General features: G+C 68.6%; 24 protein-coding genes and 3 pseudogenes. 17 read left to right on the forward strand and 10 right to left on the reverse strand.

Translation table 11 applies throughout. The features are described from left to right. Nucleotides 1-79: 79 nt before the first annotated feature. Entirely contained in the window at nt 80-493 is a 414-nt protein-coding gene (locus EV645_RS39595) for a hypothetical protein (RefSeq protein ID WP_198682166.1), read from the reverse strand. A 102-nt stretch (nt 494-595) separates the two neighbouring features. Next, nucleotides 596-1,447 (reverse strand): enoyl-CoA hydratase/isomerase family protein, encoded by an 852-nt coding sequence (locus EV645_RS39600; RefSeq protein WP_157997265.1) that lies wholly within the window; start codon nt 1,445-1,447, stop codon nt 596-598. 176 nt (nt 1,448-1,623) lie between these two features. Here EV645_RS39600 and EV645_RS39605 point away from each other — a divergent pair, with 176 nt between their 5' ends. From EV645_RS39605 to EV645_RS39615, 3 genes are read left to right on the forward strand one after another with little or no spacing between them, the layout of a single operon-like run. Next, entirely contained in the window at nt 1,624-3,354 is a 1,731-nt protein-coding gene (locus EV645_RS39605) for a GMC oxidoreductase (protein ID WP_130450033.1), read from the forward strand. 18 nt (nt 3,355-3,372) lie between these two features. Beyond that, nucleotides 3,373-3,693: a Rieske (2Fe-2S) protein gene (locus EV645_RS39610; RefSeq protein WP_130450035.1), complete on the forward strand. Its 321-nt coding sequence runs from the start codon at nt 3,373-3,375 to the stop codon at nt 3,691-3,693. Nucleotides 3,694-3,706: 13 nt separating this feature from the next. Then, on the forward strand, nt 3,707-4,237 hold the full coding sequence (locus tag EV645_RS39615; protein WP_130450037.1) for a DUF1440 domain-containing protein: 531 nt from the start codon (nt 3,707-3,709) through the stop codon (nt 4,235-4,237). On the opposite strand, the gene EV645_RS39620 is transcribed toward EV645_RS39615, so the two are convergent. Continuing rightward, nucleotides 4,238-4,783 carry a phosphoribosyltransferase family protein gene (locus EV645_RS39620; protein ID WP_130450039.1) on the reverse strand — a complete coding sequence of 182 codons (546 nt, stop codon included), beginning with the start codon at nt 4,781-4,783 and terminating at the stop codon, nt 4,238-4,240. It abuts the gene before it with no gap. Nucleotides 4,784-4,998: 215 nt separating this feature from the next. Between EV645_RS39620 and EV645_RS39625 the strand changes: the two genes are divergently transcribed. The 4 genes from EV645_RS39625 to EV645_RS39640 all read left to right on the forward strand — a co-directional run bounded on the left by EV645_RS39625 (nt 4,999) and on the right by EV645_RS39640 (nt 9,511). Continuing rightward, the gene (locus tag EV645_RS39625; RefSeq protein WP_130450041.1) at nt 4,999-5,871 is read left to right on the forward strand and encodes a universal stress protein; all 873 of its coding nucleotides are present in this window, start codon (nt 4,999-5,001) and stop codon (nt 5,869-5,871) included. Nucleotides 5,872-5,923: 52 nt separating this feature from the next. Further along, entirely contained in the window at nt 5,924-8,650 is a 2,727-nt protein-coding gene (locus tag EV645_RS39630; protein WP_130450043.1) for an ATP-binding protein, read from the forward strand. A gap of 95 nt (nt 8,651-8,745) precedes the next feature. Then, on the forward strand, nt 8,746-9,114 hold the full coding sequence (locus EV645_RS39635; RefSeq protein WP_130450045.1) for a VOC family protein: 369 nt from the start codon (nt 8,746-8,748) through the stop codon (nt 9,112-9,114). A gap of 4 nt (nt 9,115-9,118) precedes the next feature. Next, nucleotides 9,119-9,511, forward strand: a complete 393-nt coding sequence (locus tag EV645_RS39640) for a VOC family protein (protein ID WP_130450052.1) — start codon at nt 9,119-9,121, stop codon at nt 9,509-9,511. On the opposite strand, the gene EV645_RS39645 is transcribed toward EV645_RS39640, so the two are convergent. The 6 genes and pseudogenes from EV645_RS39645 to EV645_RS39670 form a co-directional block, all read right to left on the reverse strand. Continuing rightward, entirely contained in the window at nt 9,495-10,304 is an 810-nt protein-coding gene (locus EV645_RS39645) for an alpha/beta fold hydrolase (RefSeq protein WP_130450054.1), read from the reverse strand. The genes EV645_RS39640 and EV645_RS39645 overlap by 17 nt on opposite strands. 108 nt (nt 10,305-10,412) lie before the next feature. After that, a complete protein-coding gene (locus EV645_RS39650) occupies nt 10,413-10,739 on the reverse strand; it encodes a hypothetical protein (protein WP_130450056.1) in 327 nt (108 codons plus the stop codon). Nucleotides 10,740-10,840: 101 nt separating this feature from the next. Continuing rightward, the gene (locus EV645_RS39655) at nt 10,841-11,038 is read right to left on the reverse strand and encodes a three-helix bundle dimerization domain-containing protein (protein WP_130450058.1); all 198 of its coding nucleotides are present in this window, start codon (nt 11,036-11,038) and stop codon (nt 10,841-10,843) included. A 52-nt stretch (nt 11,039-11,090) separates the two neighbouring features. Further along, nucleotides 11,091-11,276 (reverse strand): annotated as a pseudogene (locus EV645_RS43505) (muconolactone Delta-isomerase family protein); the annotation flags it as partial. 344 nt (nt 11,277-11,620) lie between these two features. After that, the gene (locus EV645_RS39665; protein WP_130450060.1) at nt 11,621-12,460 is read right to left on the reverse strand and encodes an alpha/beta fold hydrolase; all 840 of its coding nucleotides are present in this window, start codon (nt 12,458-12,460) and stop codon (nt 11,621-11,623) included. A gap of 6 nt (nt 12,461-12,466) precedes the next feature. Further along, the gene (locus EV645_RS39670; protein ID WP_130450062.1) at nt 12,467-12,856 is read right to left on the reverse strand and encodes a nuclear transport factor 2-like protein; all 390 of its coding nucleotides are present in this window, start codon (nt 12,854-12,856) and stop codon (nt 12,467-12,469) included. 177 nt (nt 12,857-13,033) lie between these two features. Between EV645_RS39670 and EV645_RS39675 the strand changes: the two genes are divergently transcribed. From EV645_RS39675 to EV645_RS39685, 3 genes are all read left to right on the forward strand, one after another. After that, nucleotides 13,034-13,618, forward strand: a complete 585-nt coding sequence (locus tag EV645_RS39675) for an HdeD family acid-resistance protein (protein ID WP_130450064.1) — start codon at nt 13,034-13,036, stop codon at nt 13,616-13,618. A gap of 52 nt (nt 13,619-13,670) precedes the next feature. Further along, entirely contained in the window at nt 13,671-14,087 is a 417-nt protein-coding gene (locus tag EV645_RS39680) for a hypothetical protein (RefSeq protein ID WP_130450066.1), read from the forward strand. 75 nt (nt 14,088-14,162) lie between these two features. Further along, complete coding sequence (locus EV645_RS39685) at nt 14,163-16,910, forward strand: AAA family ATPase (protein ID WP_130450068.1); 2,748 nt, start codon at nt 14,163-14,165, stop codon at nt 16,908-16,910. 503 nt (nt 16,911-17,413) lie between these two features. On the opposite strand, the gene EV645_RS39690 is transcribed toward EV645_RS39685, so the two are convergent. Further along, nucleotides 17,414-19,069 carry a tannase/feruloyl esterase family alpha/beta hydrolase gene (locus tag EV645_RS39690; RefSeq protein ID WP_157997266.1) on the reverse strand — a complete coding sequence of 552 codons (1,656 nt, stop codon included), beginning with the start codon at nt 19,067-19,069 and terminating at the stop codon, nt 17,414-17,416. Nucleotides 19,070-19,182: 113 nt separating this feature from the next. Here EV645_RS39690 and EV645_RS39695 point away from each other — a divergent pair, with 113 nt between their 5' ends. From EV645_RS39695 to EV645_RS39715, 7 genes and pseudogenes are all read left to right on the forward strand, one after another. After that, nucleotides 19,183-19,818: a substrate-binding domain-containing protein gene (locus EV645_RS39695; RefSeq protein WP_130450073.1), complete on the forward strand. Its 636-nt coding sequence runs from the start codon at nt 19,183-19,185 to the stop codon at nt 19,816-19,818. 50 nt (nt 19,819-19,868) lie between these two features. Next, nucleotides 19,869-20,057: pseudogene (locus EV645_RS43510) on the forward strand (nuclease-related domain-containing protein); the annotation flags it as partial. A gap of 214 nt (nt 20,058-20,271) precedes the next feature. Continuing rightward, a pseudogene (locus EV645_RS43515) lies at nt 20,272-20,898 on the forward strand (alpha/beta fold hydrolase); the annotation flags it as partial. A 115-nt stretch (nt 20,899-21,013) separates the two neighbouring features. After that, nucleotides 21,014-21,433 (forward strand): alpha/beta fold hydrolase, encoded by a 420-nt coding sequence (locus tag EV645_RS43050; RefSeq protein WP_242000944.1) that lies wholly within the window; start codon nt 21,014-21,016, stop codon nt 21,431-21,433. A 161-nt stretch (nt 21,434-21,594) separates the two neighbouring features. Continuing rightward, nucleotides 21,595-21,828 carry an alpha/beta fold hydrolase gene (locus tag EV645_RS43055; RefSeq protein WP_242000945.1) on the forward strand — a complete coding sequence of 78 codons (234 nt, stop codon included), beginning with the start codon at nt 21,595-21,597 and terminating at the stop codon, nt 21,826-21,828. 134 nt (nt 21,829-21,962) lie between these two features. After that, the gene (locus EV645_RS39710) at nt 21,963-22,733 is read left to right on the forward strand and encodes an SDR family oxidoreductase (RefSeq protein ID WP_130450077.1); all 771 of its coding nucleotides are present in this window, start codon (nt 21,963-21,965) and stop codon (nt 22,731-22,733) included. Nucleotides 22,734-22,736: 3 nt separating this feature from the next. Next, nucleotides 22,737-23,111 carry an FAD-dependent oxidoreductase gene (locus EV645_RS39715; protein WP_130450079.1) on the forward strand — a complete coding sequence of 125 codons (375 nt, stop codon included), beginning with the start codon at nt 22,737-22,739 and terminating at the stop codon, nt 23,109-23,111. Nucleotides 23,112-23,183: the final 72 nt, after the last annotated feature.

Consider the following 23,183-nt stretch of genomic DNA (forward strand, 5'->3'; position numbering starts at 1 on the left):
CGTCGCACTAGTCCGCGATCTTGTCCAGGTACTCGTCGACGGCCTCGCCGGCGCGTCGCAGCCAGCCTCTCCGCGACGGTCAGGTCGTTCGCGACGTACCAGCCCTCGGCAGTGACCTGGTACTTCGCGAGGTAGTCCTTCGCCTGGGGCTGCGGATCCCCGGCCAGCCCTCCCAGGCCGAGTCGATGATGTCGAGGAAGTCGGGAATCTTCGTCGCGAAGTCGTCGATGTAGGCGTCCCAGTCACCGTCGTACGCCGTCGCGAACAGCGTCCGGGTGTCGTTGTCGAGGCACACGAATCGCATGCCGTGGACCGTGCCGACGTCGTCCGCGCCGGCGAGATTGCCGCCGAACAGCTTGAGGAACGCCCGCAACCGGTCGGCTCCCCCGGGTGCGAACGGAACGATGATCGTCAGCTCGGAGACCTTCCCGAGCCGACTGCCGGTCCGCCCAGCGCTCTCCACCGGCGGCGGTGGCGTCTGGGAAGCGTCCAACGCAAGCCGGCTGAGCGCCTTCTCCAGCGCGACCTTGCCAACCTCCGGGCGTCCGCGAACAGTTCCCGCAACTGATCGATCTTGGTCTCGACAGTCGCCTGCTCAATGGTGGTCATGATCCTTTGCTTTCACTAGTTCTGGAAGCATCGAGGCAAGCTCGAGCTCCCCATCGGGGGTTTGCAGGCCGCGTTCGAACGCGGCCTGAGTCAGTTGTTGCGGTTCGGGCGTGCCGACGTGCTTGCCGAAGAGGTCCGAGTCGAGCCTGAAGTCTTCGATCGGGGCGAGGGAGATCGCGTTCACCCTGCTCTTGACGGCGACGTGACCCGCGACGGGGAACGCTGCAATCCGTTGGGCGAGCGCCGTCACGAAGCCGTCGAGGTCCTTCGCCGGTAGTGCGCGGTTGATCCAGCCGTACTGCTCGGCAAGGTCGGCGTTGTAGTCGTCGGCGCTGAGGAGTACTTCGAGGGCTCGGGCGCGGCCGATCAGCCGGACGAGGTACTCCACGCCACCACCACCCGGGACCAGACCGAACGCAGGCTCGATCTGCGCGAAGATCGCAGTCTCGCGGGCGGCGAACCGCAGGTCGCAGGCGAGGACGAACTCGCTGCCGGCGCCTCGGGCCCGTCCCTCGATCTGGGCGATGCTCACGAGCCGGCTGGCGCTGAGATCGCGGAAGAGGAGCGCTATCGACGGTTCTCCGGTCAGTTTCGCGGCCTCGGCCCGGTACTCCGCGACACGGCGCAGGTCAACGTGCGAGATGAAGTACTGCGGATCGCCGCTGGTGAAGACGAGCACCTTGATCGCCGCATCTGCCTCGGCCTGCTGAATCAGCGTTACGAGATCCCGGACGAGCTCAGGCCCGAGCAGATTCATCGGCGGAGCTCCGATCTCGACTCGAAGTACAGCGCCGTTCGGCCGTACGTCGAGAGTCTCGAATGACCACTGTCTGTTCATGAATCCACGATGTTGCGAGCGCAGGTCCCATCGCGCCTGTGCCATCACTGGTCGATCCACGTTGCCACTGGGCGGATTGCCGCCGACCCGCGTGTACACCAGTGGGTTCACTGGTGCCATCTCGGGCGTCCACAGTCCATGGTGGTTACGACTATGGCCGTGGAGGGGAGATTCCGATGGCGAGCTTCGACTACGACGTGTTGATCGTCGGGTCCGGTTTCGGTGGCAGTGTTGCAGCGCTGCGTGCCGCGGAGAAGGGGTACCGGGTCGGCGTTCTCGAATCGGGGAAGCGCTGGAACGACGCGGACATCCCGAAGAGCCAGTGGCATCTGCCCGGGTTCTTGTGGTTCCCGGCAGCAGAGCTCTACGGGATCCAGCGCGTCGAGTACCTCGATGACGTACTGGTCCTGTGCGGCGCAGGCGTCGGCGGCGGCTCACATGTCTACGCGAACACGCTGTACGTACCGCCGAAGCAGTTCTTCGATGCTCCCCAATGGTCGAGCATCACCGACTGGGCCGACGAGCTGGCTCCGCATTACGACCAGGCCACCCGGATGCTCGGCGCCGTTCGTTCCCCCTACCTGCCCACCGACGTGGACCGTGTCATGCTGCAGGTCGCGACCGAGATGGGACGCGGCGAAACCTTCAACAAGGCCCCCGTCGGCGTGTACTTCGGAAGCCCCGGCGTCGAGGCCGAGGACCCGTACTTCGGCGGCGCCGGCCCACGCCGTACCGGGTGCATCTCCTGCGGGAAGTGCAACATCGGCTGCGGCCACAACGCGAAGAACAAGCTGACCACGAACTACCTGTACCTGGCCGAGAAACTCGGCGCCCAGGTCCACGAGCTGCACGAGGTCCACGACCTGATCCCGCTCGAGGGCGGCGGCTTCGAAGTGCGCGCGCGGCATCCGGGCTGGGCCCAACGAGCCGCCCACCGGCAGCAACACATCTATACGGCCGAGCAGGTGATCGTAGCGGCCCACGCGTACGGCTCGTCGAAGCTCCTGCTGCACATGCAACACGAAGGTCGCCTCAACGGTGTCTCTACCGAACTCGGCCGCCGCGCCCGGACGAACTCCGAACAGCTCCTCGCAATCACCCGCACGCACGCTGAATGGAAGGCCGATCCGGACAAGATCCAGCTCACGCCGGGGTCGGTGTCGATCACCTCCGGCGTCTGGCCAGATCCCGTCACGAGCATCGAGCCCGTGTACTGGGGCGTCGGCAACGACCTGTTCGCGTTCCTGGTCACCTACCACCAGCACGGCGCGCAGAAGCACCCGACAGCCGCCTGGATCAAGCAGCTGATCGACGAGCCGAGCTCAGTGCTCAGCTTCGACGACCCCCGTGACTGGGCCGAGCGCACCGTCATCATGCTCTGCTCTCAGACGACCGACACGTCGATCGATCTTTACTGGAGCGACGGCCGACTTCGAAGCAAGAACACCGGCACACCCCCGTCGGTTCACATCCCCGTCGTGGAGCAGTTCGTCGACCGGATGACCGCTCTGATGGGCGGCCACCAGGGTGCCCTGCCGTTCGAGGTCGTCAACCGCACCGCATCCGCCCACTTCACCGGCGGCATCCCCATCGGCGACAGCAACGAGAGCGGCGCGGTCGACCCGTACCAGCGTGTGTTCGGCCAGCCCGGCCTCCACGTGATTGACGGCAGCGTGATGCCGGCCAACACCGGCGTGAACCCGTCACTGTCGATCACCGCCCTCGCCGAGCGAGCGCTGTCGCTGTGGCCGAACAAGGGCGAAGTGGACCCGAGGCCGCCGCTGGGGTCGGGCTACCAGCGCGTCGCCCCGGTGATGCCGCATCGTCCCGCCGTACCCGCGGGCGCTCCGGCCGAGCTGCGGCTCGACGCCAAGAAGGCCGACGTCATCCCCGACTACCCGTACTAAGGCCAAAGGAGCACACAGATGACCGATCTTCGCGCCCTCGAGCCCCTCGCCCCGATCGGAGATGGCGTGGTCGTTCCGTACTACCTCGGCGACCGGAAGTTACGCATCGCAATCGCCCGGGTCGACGGCCGCCTGTACAGCTTCGACGATCTGTGCACCTGCGGCGGCGACCCCTGTCCGCTGTCGAGCGGTCTCCTCGTCGAGCACACGATCATGTGCCAGTGCCACGGCTCCCGGTTCGACGTCGCGACCGGTGCGGTGCTCAACGGTCCAGCGAGCCGACCGCTGAGCAGCTACGAAGTCCAGGAACTCGACGGCAACCTCGCAATCCGGCTGTGAAGGAGACGACCTCATGAAACTCAACCGTGACTGCCTGACGCCGGTCGGAGCGATTACGCGCGGTCTCCTGGCCGGAACCATCGGCACGATCGCCATGGACACCTTGCTCTACTTCCGCTACCGCAAGGGCGGCGGCAACGGCGGATTCGCGCACTGGGAGTTCTCCGCCGACATCCACAGCTGGGATCAGGCGCCCGCACCCGCCCAGGTCGGGAGACGCCTGTACGACGGGCTCCTGCAGCGCGAGTTGCCTGACGAGCGGGCCGCGCTGGTCAACAACATCATGCACTGGGGCTACGGCATCGCCAACGCAGCCGTGTACGGCGTCCTCGCCGGCTCGCTACGCACTCCGCGGGTCTGGTACGGCATACCGTTCGGCGCCGGCGTCTGGGCGTCGGGGTACGTCGTACTGCCCGCCGCCAAGCTCTACGAACCAATCTGGAAATACGACCGCCAGACCCTCGCAAAGGACCTCAGCGCTCACCTCGTCTACGGCCTCACCACGGCCGCGGCCTTCAGGCTCGCCCGCCGGTTCCGCCTCTGACTACGCAGCGAGGCTGTGGGTGGCGGTCGACAGCACCTGCGGGTAGGTGGCGATCGACTCGATCGGGAGGCGGCGCGCGGTCGGGACGACCGGGCCCGCGACCTCGCGCATGTCGACCACGGTGAAGGCTGCGGTAACGATCGCGCCTTCCTGCTCGAGCTCGGCGGCAAAGCCTTCCAGGGAGGCGGTGCCCTGCGACATCGCGTCGTCGACCAGCAGGACGTGGCGACCCGCGACCGAGGCACCACGGACCATCGGCTCGTGGTCCTCGTGGTCCTCGTGGCCGACGTACCCGGGCTTCCGGACGAAGGCGAACGGGAGGTCCGCGGCCAGCGCGACGGCCGCGGCGAGCGGGATGCCGCCGGTCTCGGCGCCGACGATGACCTCGACCCCGAGCCGGTCCGCGAAGACCGCGCCGGGTTCGGCGAGGTCGTGGAGCAGTCGCGGGTCGCCGTAGGCGTTCTCGACCGACAGCGGGAGGTTCTCCAGGTTCGGGCGCACGAGCCCCGGTACCTTGGCGAGCCGGGTGATGAGGTCGCTGTTCATGGTCGTCTCCTCGAGCAGTGGTTGATGATTCGACGATCCGCCGGGGCGGACCCGATCGCCCCTGGGCAAATACCTGGCCTATCCACGTGCTGGCTCTGCCGGCCCAATGCCCCGCGCGGACCAGGGACGCTGGCCAGTGAGTCTCCCTGGTGTGATGCGGCGGCTCTGACGCGAGAGTTGAGGGCATCGAGAGAAATCGCATTGGGAGGCGTCGGATGAAGCTCTTTCGCGGTGGACAGACGGCAAGCGCCGTACCCGCGACCGCGGTTGCAGGACCGGATCACGGTCCGGTGATCGTCCTGGTCAAGGGCACCGAGGACAGCAAGGACGCGGTGGAATGGGCCGCTGCCGAGGCTGCAGCGCGGCAGTCCGAGCTCCGGATCGTGCATGCGTTCCGGTGGGCCCGCGTACTCGACCCGTTCGGCAACACGACCGTCGACCCACGAGTCCGCGAGGCCGCCGAGAAGGTCGTCGAGGTCGCGGAGCGCAGGGCGCGGACCATCGCGTCCGGCCTGCGGACCAGCACCATCGTCTTCCCCGGCAAGCCAGCCGCCGCTCTGGCCAGCGCGGCCGAAGACGGCGGCCGGCAGAGCCTTCTGGTCGTCGAGCACGACCATCGCTCCGGCCGCCGCTCCTGGATCCGCGGGCTGTCGCGCCGTACGACGAACTCCGTGGCCGTGATCGGGCTGACCTCCCCGTACGCGCCAGGATCGTCGGCCGGCCGCGTGGTCGTGGGCGTCGACGGGAACGGCGGTCCGCAGGCAGCCCTTGGCTTCGCGTTCCGGGCAGCTCGCCGCCGCGGCACCGGCCTGACCGTCGTCCATGCCACGTCCTTCGACCGGCGCGCCGACATCGAGGACACCGTCGGTGTCTGGCAGATGGCCTACCCCGAGGTCGACGTCCGGTGGACCGTCACCAGCGGGCCGGCCGACTCCGCGATCCTGGCCGAATCCGCGGCGGCAGCCCTGACCGTCATCGGCTCCACGACCCACGGATGGCTCCGGCGACTGCTGTACGGATCCACCGCCTGCACGGTTCAGCGGTTGGCTCGCGGTCCGGTTGTCGTTGTGGGGACAGACGCCGCCTGAGCGTTGCGCGGTCTCACCTGCGGGTGCAAACCTGACCACAGTGGGGGTGACGATGGCCGACAGCGAACTACGCGGGCGGGACAGAGAGCGCGCCGTACTGGAACAGCTGGTCGAAGCCGCCCGGAGCGGCCACAGCGATGCGCTCGTCCTGCATGGCGAACCCGGCATCGGCAAGTCCGCGCTGCTCGACATGCTGGCCGGCCGGCTCCAGGGATTCCACGTCACCCGGGCCGTAGGCGTCGAGTCCGAGATGGAACTCGCGTACGCCGGCCTGCATCAGCTCTGCCAGCCGTTCCTCGACCACCTCAACCGGATCCCGCCGCCCCAACAAGCAGCCCTCGGTACGGCGTTCGGCCTCGTCAGCGGGACGACCCCGGACCGGTTCCTGACCGGGCTCGCCGTACTCAACCTGCTCTCCGATGCTGCCGCCAAGCAGCCGGTCGTCTGCATCGTCGACGACGCGCAATGGCTCGACCGGATGTCCGCGCGGATCCTCGCCTTCGTCGCGCGCCGGCTGGGCGCCGAGTCGGTGGTGATGATCTTCGCGGTCCGCGACGGCGTCGAGCACGAACTGACCGGGCTGACCGAGCTCGAGATCCGCGGCCTCGACGACGCCGACGCCCGTGCCCTGCTCGACTCCGTGCTGCCCGGGCCGATCGATCCGCGGGTGCGCGACCGGATCGTCGCCGAGACGCGCGGCAACCCGCTGGCGCTGCTCGAACTCCCTCTGGCACGCAGCGCGGCCGAGCTTGCCGACGACCGCAGTACCGAAGCCCTCGCCAGCCGGATCGAGGACAGTTTCGTCCGACGGCTCGAGGCCCTGCCCGTCGACACGCGTCTGCTCATGCTCACCGCGGCGGCCGAGCCGCTCGGCAACCCGACATTACTGTGGCGGGCGGCGGAGCAGCTGGGGCTGGGCGCGGATCCGGCAGCTGCGGCTGTCGAGTCGGGGCTGATCACCTTCGGCCGGCACATTCAGTTCCGGCATCCGCTGGTTCGGTCCGCGGCGTACCGGATGGCGTCGCCGCAGGATCGGCAGGCCGTCCACCAGGCGCTCGCCGACGTCACCGACCCGGAGCTGGATCCGGACCGCCGCGCCTGGCACCGCGCGCAGGCAACGATGCGCCCCGACGAGGACGTCGCCGCCGACCTCGAACGATCCGCCGAACGCGCGCAGGCCCGCGGCGGCTTCTTCGCCGCCGGCGCGTTCCTCGAACGCTCAGCCGAACTGACCCTGGACCCCGCCAGGCGCTCTCAACGGCTGCTCGCCGCGGCGACGGCGAAACGCAGTGCAGGCGCCCTGGATGCCGCGCTCGACCTGCTCGGCGGAGTGGCCGAAGGACCGCCCGACCCGCTGCTGACCGCCGCCGCTGAGCGGCTCCGTGGCGAGATCGCCTTCGACCAGGGCCAAGCCCGTCTGGCTGCCCGCACTCTGCTCAGCGCAGCCAGACAACTGGACCCGATCGATGCCCGCCAAGCCCGGATCACTTACCTGGAAGCGATGTCGGCCGCGATGTGGGCCAGCGGACCAGATGCGCCTGGCATCCTCGCCTTAGCCGCCGCGGCCGCTCCTCCCCCGGCCGAGTCCAAACCACCCGCCGATCTGTTGCTCCAGGCCCTCGCCCTGCGCTTCACCGCCGGGTATGCCGCTGCGGCGCCCAAGCTGACCGCCGCGCTCGCGAGTGCCCGCACGGCAGAGCTCGACACCAACGACGTCGGCAGCTGGCTCTGGCTGGCCGGCAACCGTGCGAGCGGCATCATCGCGATCGAGGTCTGGGATCTCGAGACCGCCCTGCAGCTCGCCGACCGGCAGGACCGGATGGCCCGTCAGACGGGCGCGCTGCTGCAGTTGCAGTTCGCGCTGAACTTCCGCGCCAATCTGCAGTGCCTCGCGGGGAATCTGCCGGTGGTCGCGGGTTTCGTCGACGAGGCCCGTCAGATCGCGGCTGCGACCAGCACCCCGCAGATCGAGTACGGCGGCGTGCTGCTCGAGGCATTTCGTGGCAACGAGGTTTCTGCGGGCCGCCTGATCGAGGCGACCATTCGCACGGCGACCGCGCGGAGCCAGGGGCGGATGGCGGCGTTCGCGACGTACGCGAAGGCCGTTCTGCACAACGGATTGGGGCGCTACGAGACCGCCCGCGACGCGGCCGCTCGCGTCTTCGAGCAGGACGTCATCGGATACGGCGTCCTGGCCGCCAGCGAACTCGCTGAAGCCGCGTCCCGCACCGGCGACACCAAGCTCGTCGAGTCCGTCCTGACCTGGCTCGGTGTCCGCACGACCGCCGTACCCACCGATTGGAGCATCGGGATCGAGGCGCGCGTCCGGGCCCTCCTCGAGTCCGACGAGTCCGCCTACGAGCAGTCGATCGAGTGCCTCAGCCGGACCGGCCTCCGAGTCGAGACAGCGCGCTCACACCTGCTGTACGGAGAATGGCTGCGGCGCGAGGGGCGCCGCGTCGACGGGCGCGAGCAGCTACGGATCGCCCACGACCAGCTGACCGAGATGGGACTCGAAGCCTTCGCCGAACGCGCCCGCCACGAGCTTCTGGCCACCGGTGAGACGGTGCGCAAACGCCGGCCGGAAACGAGCAACGACCTCACCGCGCAGGAGGCGCAGATCGCCGGCCTGGCGCGCGAAGGGCACACCAATCCGGAGATCGCGGCGCAGCTGTACATCAGCCCGCGGACGGTCGAGTGGCACCTTCGGAAGACGTTCTCCAAGCTCGGCATCACCTCGCGGCGCCAGCTCGGAGCCGCCTTGGACCGCGCCGGCTGATGCACGGACGCTGAGGTCGGGACCAGGGATTCTCCCGGACGCGACGACGGCCGGGTCCGGCGACGATCGAAGTACATCGTCGAAGGAGTTCTTCCATGCAGACCAGACTCGAGGCCGTCGTCGTACCGGTGTCCGATGCGGATCGGTCCCGGCACTTCTACCGCGCCCTCGGCTTCCGGCTCGACCTCGACGTGACGACCGGCGACGGCTCCCGCGTCGTACGACTGACGCCGCCCGGTTCGACCTGCTCGATCATGTTCGGGAGTGGGATCACCACGGCCGGTCCCTGCTGCATCTTGCTGACCGTGCCGGACATCGAAGCGGCCCGCGCCGAACTCGTCGCGCGCGGTGCTGCGCCCGGTCCTGTCCGGGAGGTGCCGACCGGCGTCCGCGCGGTCTCCTTCCTCGATCCAGATGAGAACGAGTGGCTACTGGTGGAAAGCATGCCCCTGAACCGACCATAGGTTCATGCCCGCGCTCGACAACTTCTCGCATGTGTCACTGACCGTCTCCGATCCGGGACGGAGCGCCCGGTTCTACAACAAGGTGCTCGGCACCGAGACCGTCAGGTCGTTCGGCGGAAACGCCGGCGAACGGCTGGAGATCGTGGCCCGCGGCAACATGATGCTCGCCCTGCGCGATCATCCGGAGACGCCGGACCAGAGCTTCGATCCGTGCCGGATCGGCCTCGACCATGTCGCGTTGCAGGTCCCGTCCCGGGACGAGTTGGAGGCGTGGCATGCCAGCCTGCTGGCCGAGGGCGTCACGTGCTCGGCGATCGAGCCGAGTCCATTCGGCCTGCACCTCAACCTCAAGGACCCCGATGGGATCGCGATCGAGCTCTTCACGCCTTCGCCGTGATCGCCTCGATCACCGTACCGGCGTACTGCTCGGGGGCTTCCTCCCAGATGAAGTGGCCGGAGTCGACCGCTACCAGGCGGCTGTTGGGCAGGCGGGCGTCGAGGAACTCCGCGTTGGACAGCGGTACGACGCGATCGTGGCGGCCGTTGATGAGCGTGACCGGCGTGGTGATCGTCGGCAGGAGGTCACGGAGCTCGGGCAGCTCTTGTGGATAACGGCGTACGTAGCGCATCGACTCGACAAAGCGGTCGCCTTGGTACGACGCGACGTAGTCGGCGCGGATCTCCTCGGGAACCTCCGCCGCGATCCCGTCGACCGCCACGTTGACGATCACGCTCGGGTCGATCTTGCGGTACTTGCCGAGGTCCGGGTCGACAACCCAAGAAGCCAGCGGCTCACCGAGCTCGAGCGGGACCGAGGCGGCGCCGGTGCCGACGATCAGACCGGCGATCCGCTCGGGCTGTTGTGCGGCTGCGAAGAGAGCAGCGGCGGTGCCGACGTCCGGGGCAACGATGTACGGCTGGTCCAGGTCCGCGGCGGCGATGACCTTGGTCAGGAAATCACCCATCGCTCGCGGGGACATCAAGTCGTCGCGGCCCTCGGACGCTCCGAAACCGGGCAGGTCGATCGCGAACAGGCGGGCGTGCTCGGCGAGCGTCGTCCATACCGACGAGAACGCGTAGAGGCTCTCCGGCCACGGGCTCGTCAGCAGCACGGTGGTGTCGTGCGGTTCGCCGGTGTCGGCGTACCTGATCTGCACACCGTCGACGATGCGGAACTGGGTCTTGATCACGGCCGGCTTCCTTCCGGGCTACGGCGCACGGGATTGTGCGCTGTCTCCACGCTCGCCCCATTGCCGGTCGTTTCGCGCCAGTGACTTCACCGGTCCGAGGCCCGGGTTTCAGGTCAGGCTCTCGAGCCTCTGCCGTGCGGCGGTCAGGTGGCCGGCGGACTCATCGAGATGGTCCGAAGCGGCCTTCAAGCCGGCCTCGGCTTCGGCCAGGCGGTCCGCTCGTTCGCCCTCGGCCTGCGCCCGCATCACCTCGGCGAACTCAGCCAGCCCGAACGAGCGCATCAACAGAGTCGCGGTCGACATCAGACTGCGCAGCTCATGAAACTCCGCGACCAGCATCTTCGCGGCCACATCGTCGGCCGCACGGTGACGCAGGACCTCAACCGCCTGCCGCAACGCCGCGCCCGCCTCCTGCAGCGAGTCTTCCGCGCTCATCGCCACCGGCCGCCTCCCTCTCGTCAGCATCACTCACGGTGCAAGGCCTGTTACCCCACCAGACAACACGCCCCCACGCAAGCAGTTGACCAGAATTGCGACTACACCAGCCCCCGCAGCCGCTGCTTGGCGCCGCGTTCGACGAACAGCGGCACAAAGTCGCGGATCGGCACCTCCTCGAACTCGGGGCGGGCCTCGCTCACCATCTGAGCCACCTTGTCCACTGCGACGCTGGGAAACGCCTTGGCGAGCCGGTCGACAACCTCACCGATTGCACGGTCCTCATCCGCACTGTTCATACCCCCACGATGGCCGCCGACCATCCCGCACACAACCCCGTCCAACATTCGACTACCCGGAGAAGTGCGTCAGGGCCACCGACTCGACCGAGAGCCAAGGAGCCAGCGGGAGGTCCGCCACTATGGCGTCCAACTGCTCGGCGTCGCGGACCTGCCACAACGACAGACCCCGCCCGGTGCCCGGAAGTCGCCACAGACAAAGCAGAAGACCCTGCTCGGCCAGCCTTAGCGAGTGGCTGCCTTCCCGCGCCTACATCTTCTCGACCTCGTCAGCAGTTATCCCTCGGGAACAGTCACGATCAAAGTCGAGAGGAACTCGGCACCCGACGGCCCCGGCAGCGGAGTCCCCGGGAACGGGTCATGCGGGTGCGGACCGAGGGGCGTGACCTGGTCCGGCAGGTCATCAGGCGCTTCCGGATCGTCTCGGAGTACAGCTCGATCGACTCGCCGTTGGCCCTCCAGTGCCGGACCAACTGCCAGCCGGCCGGAGCACTCCACGGTTCGCCACCTTCCGCCGTTCTCAGGAGGTAGTCCATGCATCGCTGCTTCCTGGTCTCATCGTCACCGACGCGCGGCCGGTCGTCACGCAGTGAGGAAGACGTCGACGTCGTGGGCGAATTCGGTGTGTAGCTGGAACAAGAACCCGTGGGCCGCGTCCTGGTAGATCTTCAGCTGCGCCTGCGGGATCAGCCCGGCGAGGAGGTACGAGAAGTGCGGGAGGATCATCGGATCGCTGTCGCCGTTGGCCACGAACACGGGCATGCCTAGCGCGCTGACCCGCTGTAGTTGGCCGTGGTCCGGGATGCCCCACTCGCACACCGCGTCGTACTGCGCCTGCCGGGTCTGCCAGGTGGTCTGCGTATCGCGATCGTCGCGCCTCGCCGTCAGCCGCCCGAGAGTCTCCAGACCCGCTTGCCGGCTTGCGGCCGAGCCGGTGAAGAAGACGCCGCGGTACCCGTCCGGGTTCAGCGCCGGCTGACCCACCGCCGCGATCACGTCGGGAGCCCAGCCGTGCATTCCCGCGGCGCCCCGCGGCGCGGACGACGCGAGTACGAGACGACGTACGAGCGCCGGCCTGGTCAGCGCGATCTCCTGTGCGACGAAACTCCCGATCGAGAAGCCGAGCAGGTCGACCGAGTCGAGTTCGAGGGCCTCGATAAACGCGATGGCATCACGCGCCATCTGCGCGAAGGTACTCGGCGTCGTACCGGTCGATCCGCCGACGCCGGCGTTGTCGAACGTCACGACTCTCCGGCCGCTCGCCAACGCGTCGATCAACGCGGGATCCCAGTTGTCGAGATTGCCGCGGAAATGCTGCAGGAGAACGAGAACCGGCGTACCCGCTCCTGTCTCGCGATAGGCGTAGTCGATCCCGTTCGCGGCGTGGATCGTTTGCGTAGGAGTCTCCAGGTATGACTTCACGGCGGCTCACTCCTCGGCGAGGTAGTGCTCGGCGTACGGCGTTCCGGCGAACTTCTCGTGCAACAGCCGCGAGAAGAACATCACCGAGCTGAGCGGCCGGTAGTTGACGACGATGTGCTGCACCTGACCGTCGTCGTTGAAGGTGAGCAGATGCACCGCCCCGAGCGGCTTGCCCTGAACGTCCGCGGTGTAGTCCTCGATGAAGCTGGAGTCGCCCCACGGTCCGACGAGGTCGAAGTCCTGCCGGTCGTACAGTTCGCGCGCCCCGCCGATGACAGCGAGAACCGCGTCTCGGCCTTGGACGACCCCGTCGAGTATCGACCCTTCCAGGGTGACGTCGTCAGCCAGCTTGTCCACCCACTCCGGGCGGTAGTCCTTACTAGGAATGTTTGTCATGACGTCAGCCTTCCCCCGATGCACGCCGATCGCGCCAGTGAAGGCACTGGTGTAAGGCCCTGGACCAGGGGTGCGGCCAGGGGCGCACCCTGGCTCATCCGTGCGCCCGGAACCGAGAACCTCGAGGTAGCGGCACCACCCGGTACCGCGAGACCCAATCGGAGTACGGAGCACATCATGAACACGAACGAAACCACCAAGGGATCACTGGCCGGGACCCTCTCGAAGGCGCTCGTCTGGCGCGGCGTACTGGCGATCGCGATCGGAGCGATCTCGGTCATCTGGCCGAACGTCACCGTCGGCGCGCTGGTCATCCTCTTCGCGGTGTACGCCTTCATCGCGGCGGGCCTGGACGCAGCCCGTGCGTTCAGCGGCGACCGCGGCGGGTACGTCGTCGGGCACTTGCTGCTCTCGGTGCTGTCACTCGCGGCCGGCGTCATCGCGCTGATCTGGCCAGGTCCCACCGCCGTGGTCCTGACACTGATCGTCGGCTGGTGGGCGCTCTTCACCGGCCTGGTTGAAATCGCGATGGTCTTCACCAGCGGTCGCCGGGCCGGCGAACGGGCCTGGCTCATCCTGGCCGGGCTGGTGTCGGTCGCGTTCGCAGCCGCACTGTTCATCCGGCCCGACCTCGGCGCGCTCTCGCTGGCGACGATCTTCGGCCTCTACAGCATCTTCTACGGCGTCAGCACGCTCGTGGTCGCCCGCGAGGGTCGCCAACTGCAACGCACGACCCGGCGTGTCGCCGGGGCCGTTGCCTGAACCACCTCACCCCACCCCGACCCACCCCGACCCACCCCGAAGGAGCAGAATCATGAACTACACCGAGTCTTTGGTAGCACTGCAGAAGAGTGTCGACGACACCGTCGACGAGATCCGGCAGGCCGCCGTGGAGGACCACGAGCACCTCGCCGCCCGCATCGACAAGCACGAGTCGTCGGCTCGGCAGCGGTTGGACGACGTGAACGGCAAGCTCGACAGCAAGTGGAACCAGGTGAAAGCCGACGCGTCCGCCAAGATGACCGATCTGAAGGCGAACATGGCACAACGCCGCAAGGTCCGCGACGCCGAGGTGGCCTCGTCGGACGCGGACTGGGCCGAGGCCGACGCCGCCTCCGCCGTCGACCTGGCCATCTGGGCAACCGACAACGCACGGAACTCGATCCTCGACGCGATCGATGCCCGCAACCACGCCGATGACCTGACCAAGCTGGCCGCGCAGCACGCATGACCCCGTGGAAACCGTTTGGAGGCCGTGGTCGCCGACCACGGCCTCCGACGCGTCCGCCGGACCTATCATGACGACGTGGCTGTCCCGCCGGAACTGGTGCTGTGGGGGCGCTCGCGCGAACGCGAAGAGCTCGAGCGCGCGAGCGACTGCGTGCGGGGCGGCGAGAGCGCGGTACTGGTCATCCGCGGAGAAGCCGGCATCGGCAAGACCGAACTGATGCGGTACTGCGCCGCGCGGGCAACCGACTGCCGCGTCGCACAGATCGCCGGCATCGAGGGCGAGCTCGAGCTGCCGTTCGCCGCGCTGCATCAGCTCTGCGCCCCGCTGCTGACCGATCTCCCGCCGCTCCCCGAACCGCAGGAGCGTGCCCTTCGGATCGCCCTCGGGCTCGTCGACGGACGCGCTCCGGACCAGTTCCTGGTGGGTCTGGCCGTACTGAGCTCGCTCGCGGAGGTCGCCGCCAAGCAACCGCTCGTCTGTCTGATCGACGACGCCCAGTGGCTGGACGAAGTCAGCTCCCGAGTACTCCGTTTCGTCGCCCGCCGGTTGCTGGCCGAGTCCGTGTTGCTGGTGTTCGCGATCCGCGAGGCGCCCGACGTACGGGCCTTCGGGGAGCTGCCGACCCTCACGCTCGAAGGGCTGAACCGCGACGACGCCCGGGACCTGCTGAACGCGATCGTGTCGGTCCAGCTGGACGCGAAGGTCCGGGACCGGATCGTCGCCGAGACCGGCGGAAACCCGCTCGCGCTGCTCGAGGTGCCGAGGTTGATGGCCGCGGCGGAGCTGGCCGGTGGTTTCGGCGTACCACCGACGGCCGCTGCCGGCCAGCTTCAGGACCTTTACATTCGCTGCTTCAATGCGCTGCCGGAACCGACGCGCCAACTGATGCTGCTGGCAGCGACCGATCCGACCGGAGACGCGACGTTGGTGTGGCGGGCCGCCCAGACGCTTGGGATCACCCGCGACGCCGCAGCTGCCGCCGCGGAGAAGGATCTGCTCGACATCCGTTCCCGGGTGCGGTTCCGGCATCCGTTGGTACGGTCGGCCGTCCAGGCGGCTGCCTCCCCGGCGGAACGTCGCGCGGCGCACCTCGCCATCGCTTCGGCAACCGACGCCGAGACCGATCCGGACCGCCGGGTCTGGCATCTGGCCAGTGCGGCGGCCGAACCCGACGAGGAGCTGGCCGGAGAGCTGGAGCGTTCGGCGGACCGGGCACAAGGCCGCGCCGGGCTGGCGGCCGCCGCAGCGTTCCTCGAGCGATCGGCGTCGTTGACCCCAGACCGCAAGCTGCGGGCCGACAGGATCCTCGCGGCCGCGCACGCGCACCAGCACGCCGGTGCCTTCGATGTCGCGCGCGGCCTGCTCGCCGAGGCCGAGGCCACCGCGGTCGACGAGCGTCAGGGCGCGCTCGTCGACGTACTCCGAGGCCAGATCGACCGCGCGGCAGGGACCAGTGCGGAGGCACCGGCCCGCCTGCTCCGCGCCGCCCAGCGACTCGAGCCGCACGACGCCCGGCTCGCGCGGGACGCCTACCTCGACGCGGCCGTGGCTTCGATGGTGGCCGGTTCACTGGCCGGCCCCGGTGGGCGGCTGATCGACGTCGCACTGGCCGTCCCGCGGGCAGCCTCGGGTTCGGAACCGGGTGACTACATGCTCGAGGGTCTGGTGCAGTACGCCACCCTCGGCCCGTCGACGGCCGCTCCTACCCTCCGCCGAGGAGTGGACGCGTGTCTCCACGGCGAACTGTCGCCGGACCAGTGGCTGCACTGGGGCGGGCTCGCATCGATGGGCGCGCTGGACCTCGGGGACTACGAGACCTGGGCCAAGGTGAGCGCGCGACAGGCCGACGTGGCCCGATCGTCCGGCGCACTCGGTCCGCTCGTCGTCGCTGTCAGCCTTGAACGTCTGGTCGCCACCGTGGCGGGCGACTTGGACCGCGCGACATCGCTCGGCGTGGAGGAAGACGCGCTGAAGGACGCGACCGGCAGCAACAGAACGCCGTACGGCGCCTTGCTCGCGGCCGGCTACCGAGGCCGCCCGGATCCGGCGGCACGACTCCTCACGACAACCGCCGAGGAAGCCAGCGCCCGCGGCGAGGGCCTCGGGCGGCAACTCGCCGATCTGGCCACCGCAATCCTCAACAACGGTCTCGGTCGGTACTCCGTGGCACTGCCGGCAGCGCTCCGGGCATCACAGGAGACCTACGCCGCCTGGGCCAGGTGGGCGCTCGGCGAACTCATCGAAGCCGCGGTCCACAGCGGCAAACCCGAACTCGCCGACGGCGCCCTGCAGCGACTGCGCGACTTGACCATGGAAGACTCCCATTGGTCCGCAGCAGTCGAAGCACGCTCCAAAGCCCTTCTCAGCAAGGGAGCCGCGGCCGAGTCGTGCTATCTCGACTCCATCGATCACTTCGCCCGCACACCCTTGCGCCCCGAGCTGGCCCGAACCCACCTCCTGTACGGCGAATGGCTACGCCGCGCCGACCGACGCCTCGACGCCCGCGACCAACTCCGCACCGCCCACGCCCTCCTCACCGACATCGGCACCGAAGCCTTCGCCGAACGGGCCCGCCACGAGCTCCTCGCCGTAGGCGACTCCGTCCGCCGCCGCAAACCCGAATCCCACCACGACCTCACCGCCCAAGAACTCCACATTGCCCGCCTCGCCCGCACCGGCCGAACCAACGCCGAAATAGGCGAGGAACTCTTCCTCAGCGCCCGAACCGTCGAATGGCACCTCCGCAAGGTCTTCACCAAACTCCAGATAACCTCCCGCAAAGACCTCCAAGACACCTTGCCCTCGCGCTCCAAGCAACTCTGACCGCCGGCACACCGTCATCTAGGGCATCGCCCCGCGATTTAGACACTCCCGCCCAGAAGCAAGCAGCGCCTCGGCAGGGCCTTGTTCTTGTTCACCGCAAGGCGCAGGCGGCCGAGACCGTCGTCGGGAGGCGGGCGACCTCGTCGCGACGGGGCAGCAGAACAAGATGTGCACTTTTGGTCAATGACGACCGTGGCGTGTTGCGGTCAACTCCCTCGGAGCTAGCTTCTGGGATAGCGCTATCTGGCAAGTGCCGGCTGCCACTGCGCAGCGGTCGCCGCGTCATACGGTCTGGTGAAATCACAGGCGGTGGAAGTTCCACGCCGTCCGGCTCCGGCACGAGCCGCTCGTGGCCCCCACCCGTGGCTCCCAGACTGTCAGCTGTCCGCATTCCCGAGAATGGGGAAGCAGTCTTGCATCCCCTCGGTCGAGCGGTGGAGCGGCTCGGGAAGCCGGTACGGCTCCCCGAGCCCCTGATTGGTCTTTCCGGTTATCGTCCAGGGCTATCGGCACGCGAAGCTCGACGCCTCGGTCGTCGGACCTTGCCCGGTATAGGCGGCCACCTTCGGGTACATGCAGATCGGCCGTGTCGCCACGACGGCGCCCGTGCTCGGATCACGAATGACACCATCGAGAGACTTCGGTGCCCTGCCGTTCTCGACCCAATCCACGAGCTTGCTCAGCGCGTTGGCCGGCTGTGCCCCTGGTCCGCCACCGCAGTGGGCCATGCCTGGCGCGAGGAACACTCGCGCGAAGTCGGCCGTAGCCTTCTGGTCGCCAATCAACCGCTGCACGCGCTGGTAGTAATTGACCGTTCCCTCCGTGAAGATCAACTGGTCGGCCAGCCCGTGGTAGACGAGGAGCTTTCCGCCCGCCTTCTTGAGGCCACGAAGATCAGGGTTGTCCGTACCCATCACGTCCCCGAACAGGTCGACCGACTGCCGGAACAACTGGTCGAAGCGGGCGTGCGTCGTGGTCGTCCAATCCCAGGTGCCCCGCGGGACGGGCGGATTCTGCTGGACCCATGTCCCGAGATACTCCAGGACGAGCGGGAACGGTGCGCCGATCGTCTGGCCATTCGCGGTGACCGTGTTGCCGATGCCGGCGAAGCTCGCACCGGGTTCGAGCCCGTACCACAGGAATTTCCCGGTGGTGCTCCGCGCTCCTTGCCAGATCTTCGCGACAACCCGCGCATCGGTCGCGGTGATCGTCCCGCAAGGCGTACTGATCCCGATCAGCGATCGAGGGTCGAACCTGCAGGCGGCCGGATCGCCGATCACGCCGTCCACGACCCTGTCCCCAAGCGAGTCACACGCCTGGATAGCCGCGGTCTGGAACGCAGCGAACTTGCACTGCGGCAGGAAGTCGCCAGACTGCAGCATGACCAGCTGCGGCCAGAGCGAGGCCGGGACGTACTTCTGCCAGTTGATCGCCGGCGCGCCAGCAAGGATCCCGTCGAAGTCCGACGGATAGCGCTGCGCCTCCGCGAGGCCCTGGCGGCCGCCCGTGGAGCAACCGTTCCAATAGGAGAACGCCGCCATGGATCCGTAGTAGGCAGCGGTCACCGCCTTGCCCACAACGGCCAGGTCATGGACGCCGCGGTAAGCGAAGTCCTTGATCAGCGTCCAGTTGAGCTGGCGCGTGCTGTCGAGCGCGAACGAACCGTCGAAGGGGTTGCCGGACTTGTTGCCCGCATCGGTGACGGCCGCGGCGTATCCGGCGTCCACGGCACCCGCCATGAAGTAAGGGTGACCGGCGAGGAACGCGCTCCCACCGACGCCCTGGAAGCGGCCATTCCAGCCGCTGATGGGCATCCAGACGTCGACGCCGATCTGATCGTTCGCTCCAGGAGTCGTGACGATGGCATGGACGCGGCACGCCGCGACGATCGGCATCGGGGGGAGGCCCAGGCCCGGAATGGGTGGCTGAAGCGTTTCCGCGGGCGCGTCGGCGGCGCTGGTGATGGTCGTGTTCGGTAGTGACAGCGCGGTCAGGCTGGCGCACGAGCGCGGTGCGGCCGGCGCGCCCGAGGCCGATCGCGAGGCAGCGGCCAATCCGGCCGTTGGCATAGACAGCACGACGGCCAGCGCCGCGGCCACCGGAATCACGGCGACCGCGAAGCGAGGCCGATGGGCAAGCCCAATCAACTTCGGCAGCATAGGAACCTCCCGGGCTCGGTTGTACCCAGAGCGTGCTTGCCCTCCTCGGCACATCGCGCCAGGGGGATGCCCTGGTCTGGGATGCCCAGTCACGTGCATCGCCCTGGTCTGGGATGCCCAGTCACGTGCATAGTGCCGCCAGCGCGGCGTCGCGGGGTGGCGCGCGCCGGTCCCACCTGGACCTGCCCGACCCCGAGGTCCCCAGCGTCGGCGCGATCACCTGGTCGGGCGGGCTCGCCGCCACCCGACACCTGCAGGAACAGGGACACCGCCGGATCGCCGTGATCGGCGGTCCCCAGCACCTGCTCTGCAGCCGGGCCCGGATCGACGGCTACCGCGCGGCTCTCGACGCCGCGGGAGTCCCCATCGACCCGGAGCTGATCGGGTACGGCGACTTCCACCACATCGGCGGGTACGAGCGGGCCCGGCACCTGCTCGCGCTCCCCGATCCGCCGACCGCTGTCTTCGCCGGCAGCGACGAGCAGGCCTTCGGCGTGGTCGAGGCGGCTCGCGTCGCCGGCATCGACGTGCCGCGCGACCTCAGCGTCGTCGGGTTCGACGACCTGCCGATGTCCCGCTGGGCCTCGCCGCCGCTGACCACGATGCGGCAACCGCTGGCCGAGATGGGCCGGGTGAACACGCAGATGCTGGCCTCGTTGATGGCCGGGAAGCCTCTCGACTCGACCCGCGTCGAGCTCGCCACCACCCTGATCGTCCGGTCGTCGACGGCGCCGCCTCCTTCGCGCTGAGGGACGTCGGAATCCGTTGCACAGCAACAGGTTGCGACCGCGGCTCCGACATCGACCACGTCGTCATCGGCCCTGGCGGGGTGTGGACGCTGAACACCAAGACCCACCCGGGCAAGAGCGTCTGGGTCGGCAAGCACCAGATCCGGGTAGACGGCCACCGGACCGACTACCTGCGCAACTCTCGGCATGAGGCCGACCGCGCGAGTCGACTACTCACCGACGCCTGCGGGTTCCCCGTGTTCGTGAAGGGCACGCTGGGGTTCCTGACCGGCACCCTCATCCCGGACGTCACCATCAAGCAGGCACCCGAGGACGTCGCTATCTTGGATCGGATGGACATCCCGGCTCCTCGCGGGGCCATGGGCCGACGTTCGCCTGCCCGGAGCTCCGTCGCGCCCGTGGAGCCCCTGGTCCATGCCCTGGTGCGATCACGGACCGGGGGGAGGCCAGGGGATGCCCTCCCTGCCGCGGGACTTCCAGGTGGTGGCGGTCGACCAGCGCGGGATCGGGTTGTCCGACAAGCCCGAGGACGGCTACGACACCGCCACGCTGGCCAACGACATGGTCGCGGCGATGGACGCGCTCGGTCACGAGCGGTTTGCCGTCGTCGGCTGCGACACGGGACTCCTGATCGCCTACGCCGTGGCCGCGGACCACCCCGACCGGGTCGACCACCTGGTGGTGGGCGAGGCGCCGATCCCCGGCGTGTCGCCCCCCGCCGCTGTTCCTGCCCGACCAGGTCAAGGCCCGGCTCTGGCACATCCCGTTCAACCAGCAGGACACCGTGAACGAGCAGCTCGTCACCGGGCGGGAGGACATCTTCTTCGGGGCCGATTCTTCGGGGCCGAGTTTTCCGCGGCGGCCGGGAAGGAGAAGCTCCCCGACGACGCCGTCCGGTACTACGTCGACACGCTCGAGACCAGCCCCGAGCACCTGCGCGGGAGCTTCCAGATGTACCGCGGGTTGAACGCCAGCGCGGCCCAGAACGAGCAGCGCGCGAACACGCGGCTGACGATGCCGGTCCTGGCGCTCGCCGGCGCGGAGAGCAGCGGCAGCCTGGTCGAAGACACGATGGAGCTCATCGCCGATGACGTCCAGAGCCGCATCTTCGACACCGGTCACTGGATCGCCGAGCAGGCCCCGATCAGATGCTTGAGGCGCTCACCGGCTTCCTGTCCCCGACGCGGGTGTCCGCGTGAATACCTCCCTCCAGGCAGGGATCAAGCCGCAGTTCCAGACCATCGACGGGCTGAGACTCCGATACGCCGACAGCGGCGGCTGGTCAGACCAGACAGTCCTGTGCACGAGTCCCTGGCCCGAGAGCCTGTACGCGTTTGCGCCGATCTGGGAGAACCTGACCGACCACACCCGGGTGTTCGCCGTCGACCCGCCCGGGTTCGGCGGATCCGAACGCCGCGAGGACCTTCTGTCCCCGCGGGCCATGGGGAAGTTCCTGGCTCGCCTCGTCGCCGAGGCCGCTCTGCCGAGCCCCCACATCGTCGCCCCGGACGTCGGAACCTCGGCCGCGCTGTTCGCACCGGCGGCGCACCCCGATCTGTTCTCGACCGTGATCGCGGGGCACCGGCGGAGCCGCGGTACCGATCCAGCTCGGTGAGCCGCTCGCGCCCTGGGTGCTCGACCCCGACTTCGAGAAGTACCGCCAGATGGACGCGGGCGAGGTCGTGGGCGCGGCCCTCGACACGATCGAGGGTGGCCTGCCCGAGGACATTCGCGCCGACTACCTGGACTGCTACGCCGGGACCGTTCGCGGAGCCGATGCGCTACGTCCGCTGCTACCCCCAGGAGCTGCCGGTGCTGGCCGAGCTGCTGCCCCAGATCTCGACGCTGGTCACGATCATCGAGGGTGTCCGGGACCGCGTCGTCCCGCTCGCGAACGCGCAGTTCCTCGACGAGCGGCTGCCCACGAGCCATTTCGTGGTCATCGACGCGGGCCACTTCGTCCGGGAAGAGGCGCCGGCGGAGTACGCGGCGGCCCTCGGGGCGAGCTGATGGCGGGCTTCGCGCGTGAACCCGGGGACCAGGGACCCCGCCCGGGAGGTCACGGGCGCGAAGGAGGGGCAGGACGCGGAGCCTGATGGAGATCGCGAAACGTAGGACCAACCCCGAGGCCGAAAGGACCCATCATGCAACTCAAGGACAAGGTGGCGGTCGTGACCGGCGGCGCCCAGGGCATCGGCCTGGGGTTGTGCACGCGGTTCGCCCAGGAGGGCGCACACGTCGTGCTGTCGGACCTCAAGCAGGAGGCCTGCGAGCGCGAGGCAGGCAAGATCGACGCGTTGCCCGTCGCGGCCGACGTGAGCCGGGAGGAGGACATCGCGAACCTCGTGTCGGCCGCAGTGGACCGCTTCGGGCAGGTGGACCTGTTCGTGTCCAACGCCGGGATCGCCGTCGACGGAGGCATCGACACCCCCATCGAGGGGTGGCGCAAGATCATCGACATCAACCTGATGGCCGAGGTCCACGCGGCCAAGCACGCCATCCCGCACATGCTCGAGCAGGGCAGCGGCTACATGCTCAACGTGGCGTCAGCGGGCGGCCTGCTGGTGATCCCCGACACGGTCTCGTACACGGTGACCAAGCACGCGGCGGTCGGGTTCTCCGAGTGGCTCGCGGTCGTGTACGGGGATCGCGGCATCGGCGTCAGTGTGCTGTGCCCAGCGGCGGTTGCCACGGCGATCCTCGCGGGGAAGGAGGACACCCCGGAGGGCCGGGGCGCGATCAGCACGGAAGAGCTCGCCGGGATCGTGGTGGACGGGCTCGCCGAGGAACACTTCATGATCTCGACGCACCCGTGGGTGCTCGAGAAGTTCGCCATCAAGGCGCGCGACTACGACGAGTACATCAGGACGCTGCAGGCCGACATCCCGGCGGCGGCCAAGGCTGCGGCGGTGTGAGGCATGCACCGCGTCGTCATCGTCGGCCACGGGTTCGCGGGGTTGTTCGCCGCGAAGGCGCTGCGCCGGGCACCGGTCGAGGTGGTAGTGGTGGACCGCACCAACCACCACCTCTTCCAGCCGCTGCTCTACCAGGTGGCCACCGGCGTGCTCTCCGAAGGCGACATCGCTCCGCCGATCCGCAACGTCCTGCGCCATCAGCGCAACACGCGGGTGGTGCTCGGCGAGGTCACCGACCTCGACGTCGATGATCGGCGGCTCACGGTCGACACCGTGGGTCGCGAGACGGAGCTGTCCTACGACAGACTCATGACAAACATCGCCGTCACCGGCGCGACATTCGACGTCGACGGTGGACAGCAACTCGTCGACGGCTGACCGCGACAGGGCCGATGCAGTGTCTACGGAATCCAATCGAGTCACTCTTGAGCCGCGCCGCGAGCGTCGAGC

This window comes from Kribbella rubisoli (assembly GCF_004217145.1).
Taxonomy (GTDB): Bacteria; Actinomycetota; Actinomycetes; order Propionibacteriales; family Kribbellaceae; genus Kribbella; species Kribbella rubisoli.

Bases quoted from the DNA above. Each gene is read 5' to 3' on its own strand.
- EV645_RS39630 (WP_130450043.1), top strand. From the start codon at position 5,924: ATGGCCGACAGCGAACTACGCGGGCGGGACAGAGAGCGCGCCGTACTG.
- EV645_RS39605 (WP_130450033.1), top strand. From the start codon at position 1,624: ATGGCGAGCTTCGACTACGACGTGTTGATCGTCGGGTCCGGTTTCGGT.
- EV645_RS39650 (WP_130450056.1), bottom strand. From the start codon at position 10,739: ATGAGCGCGGAAGACTCGCTGCAGGAGGCGGGCGCGGCGTTGCGGCAG.
- EV645_RS39625 (WP_130450041.1), top strand. From the start codon at position 4,999: ATGAAGCTCTTTCGCGGTGGACAGACGGCAAGCGCCGTACCCGCGACC.
- EV645_RS39670 (WP_130450062.1), bottom strand. From the start codon at position 12,856: ATGACAAACATTCCTAGTAAGGACTACCGCCCGGAGTGGGTGGACAAG.
- EV645_RS39715 (WP_130450079.1), top strand. From the start codon at position 22,737: ATGCACCGCGTCGTCATCGTCGGCCACGGGTTCGCGGGGTTGTTCGCC.
- EV645_RS39695 (WP_130450073.1), top strand. From the start codon at position 19,183: ATGCCCAGTCACGTGCATAGTGCCGCCAGCGCGGCGTCGCGGGGTGGC.
- EV645_RS39640 (WP_130450052.1), top strand. From the start codon at position 9,119: ATGCCCGCGCTCGACAACTTCTCGCATGTGTCACTGACCGTCTCCGAT.
- EV645_RS39600 (WP_157997265.1), bottom strand. From the start codon at position 1,447: ATGAACAGACAGTGGTCATTCGAGACTCTCGACGTACGGCCGAACGGC.
- EV645_RS39635 (WP_130450045.1), top strand. From the start codon at position 8,746: ATGCAGACCAGACTCGAGGCCGTCGTCGTACCGGTGTCCGATGCGGAT.
- EV645_RS39690 (WP_157997266.1), bottom strand. From the start codon at position 19,069: ATGCTGCCGAAGTTGATTGGGCTTGCCCATCGGCCTCGCTTCGCGGTC.
- EV645_RS39620 (WP_130450039.1), bottom strand. From the start codon at position 4,783: ATGAACAGCGACCTCATCACCCGGCTCGCCAAGGTACCGGGGCTCGTG.
- EV645_RS43055 (WP_242000945.1), top strand. From the start codon at position 21,595: ATGCGCTACGTCCGCTGCTACCCCCAGGAGCTGCCGGTGCTGGCCGAG.
- EV645_RS39610 (WP_130450035.1), top strand. From the start codon at position 3,373: ATGACCGATCTTCGCGCCCTCGAGCCCCTCGCCCCGATCGGAGATGGC.
- EV645_RS39615 (WP_130450037.1), top strand. From the start codon at position 3,707: ATGAAACTCAACCGTGACTGCCTGACGCCGGTCGGAGCGATTACGCGC.
- EV645_RS39680 (WP_130450066.1), top strand. From the start codon at position 13,671: ATGAACTACACCGAGTCTTTGGTAGCACTGCAGAAGAGTGTCGACGAC.
- EV645_RS39655 (WP_130450058.1), bottom strand. From the start codon at position 11,038: ATGAACAGTGCGGATGAGGACCGTGCAATCGGTGAGGTTGTCGACCGG.
- EV645_RS39675 (WP_130450064.1), top strand. From the start codon at position 13,034: ATGAACACGAACGAAACCACCAAGGGATCACTGGCCGGGACCCTCTCG.
- EV645_RS39710 (WP_130450077.1), top strand. From the start codon at position 21,963: ATGCAACTCAAGGACAAGGTGGCGGTCGTGACCGGCGGCGCCCAGGGC.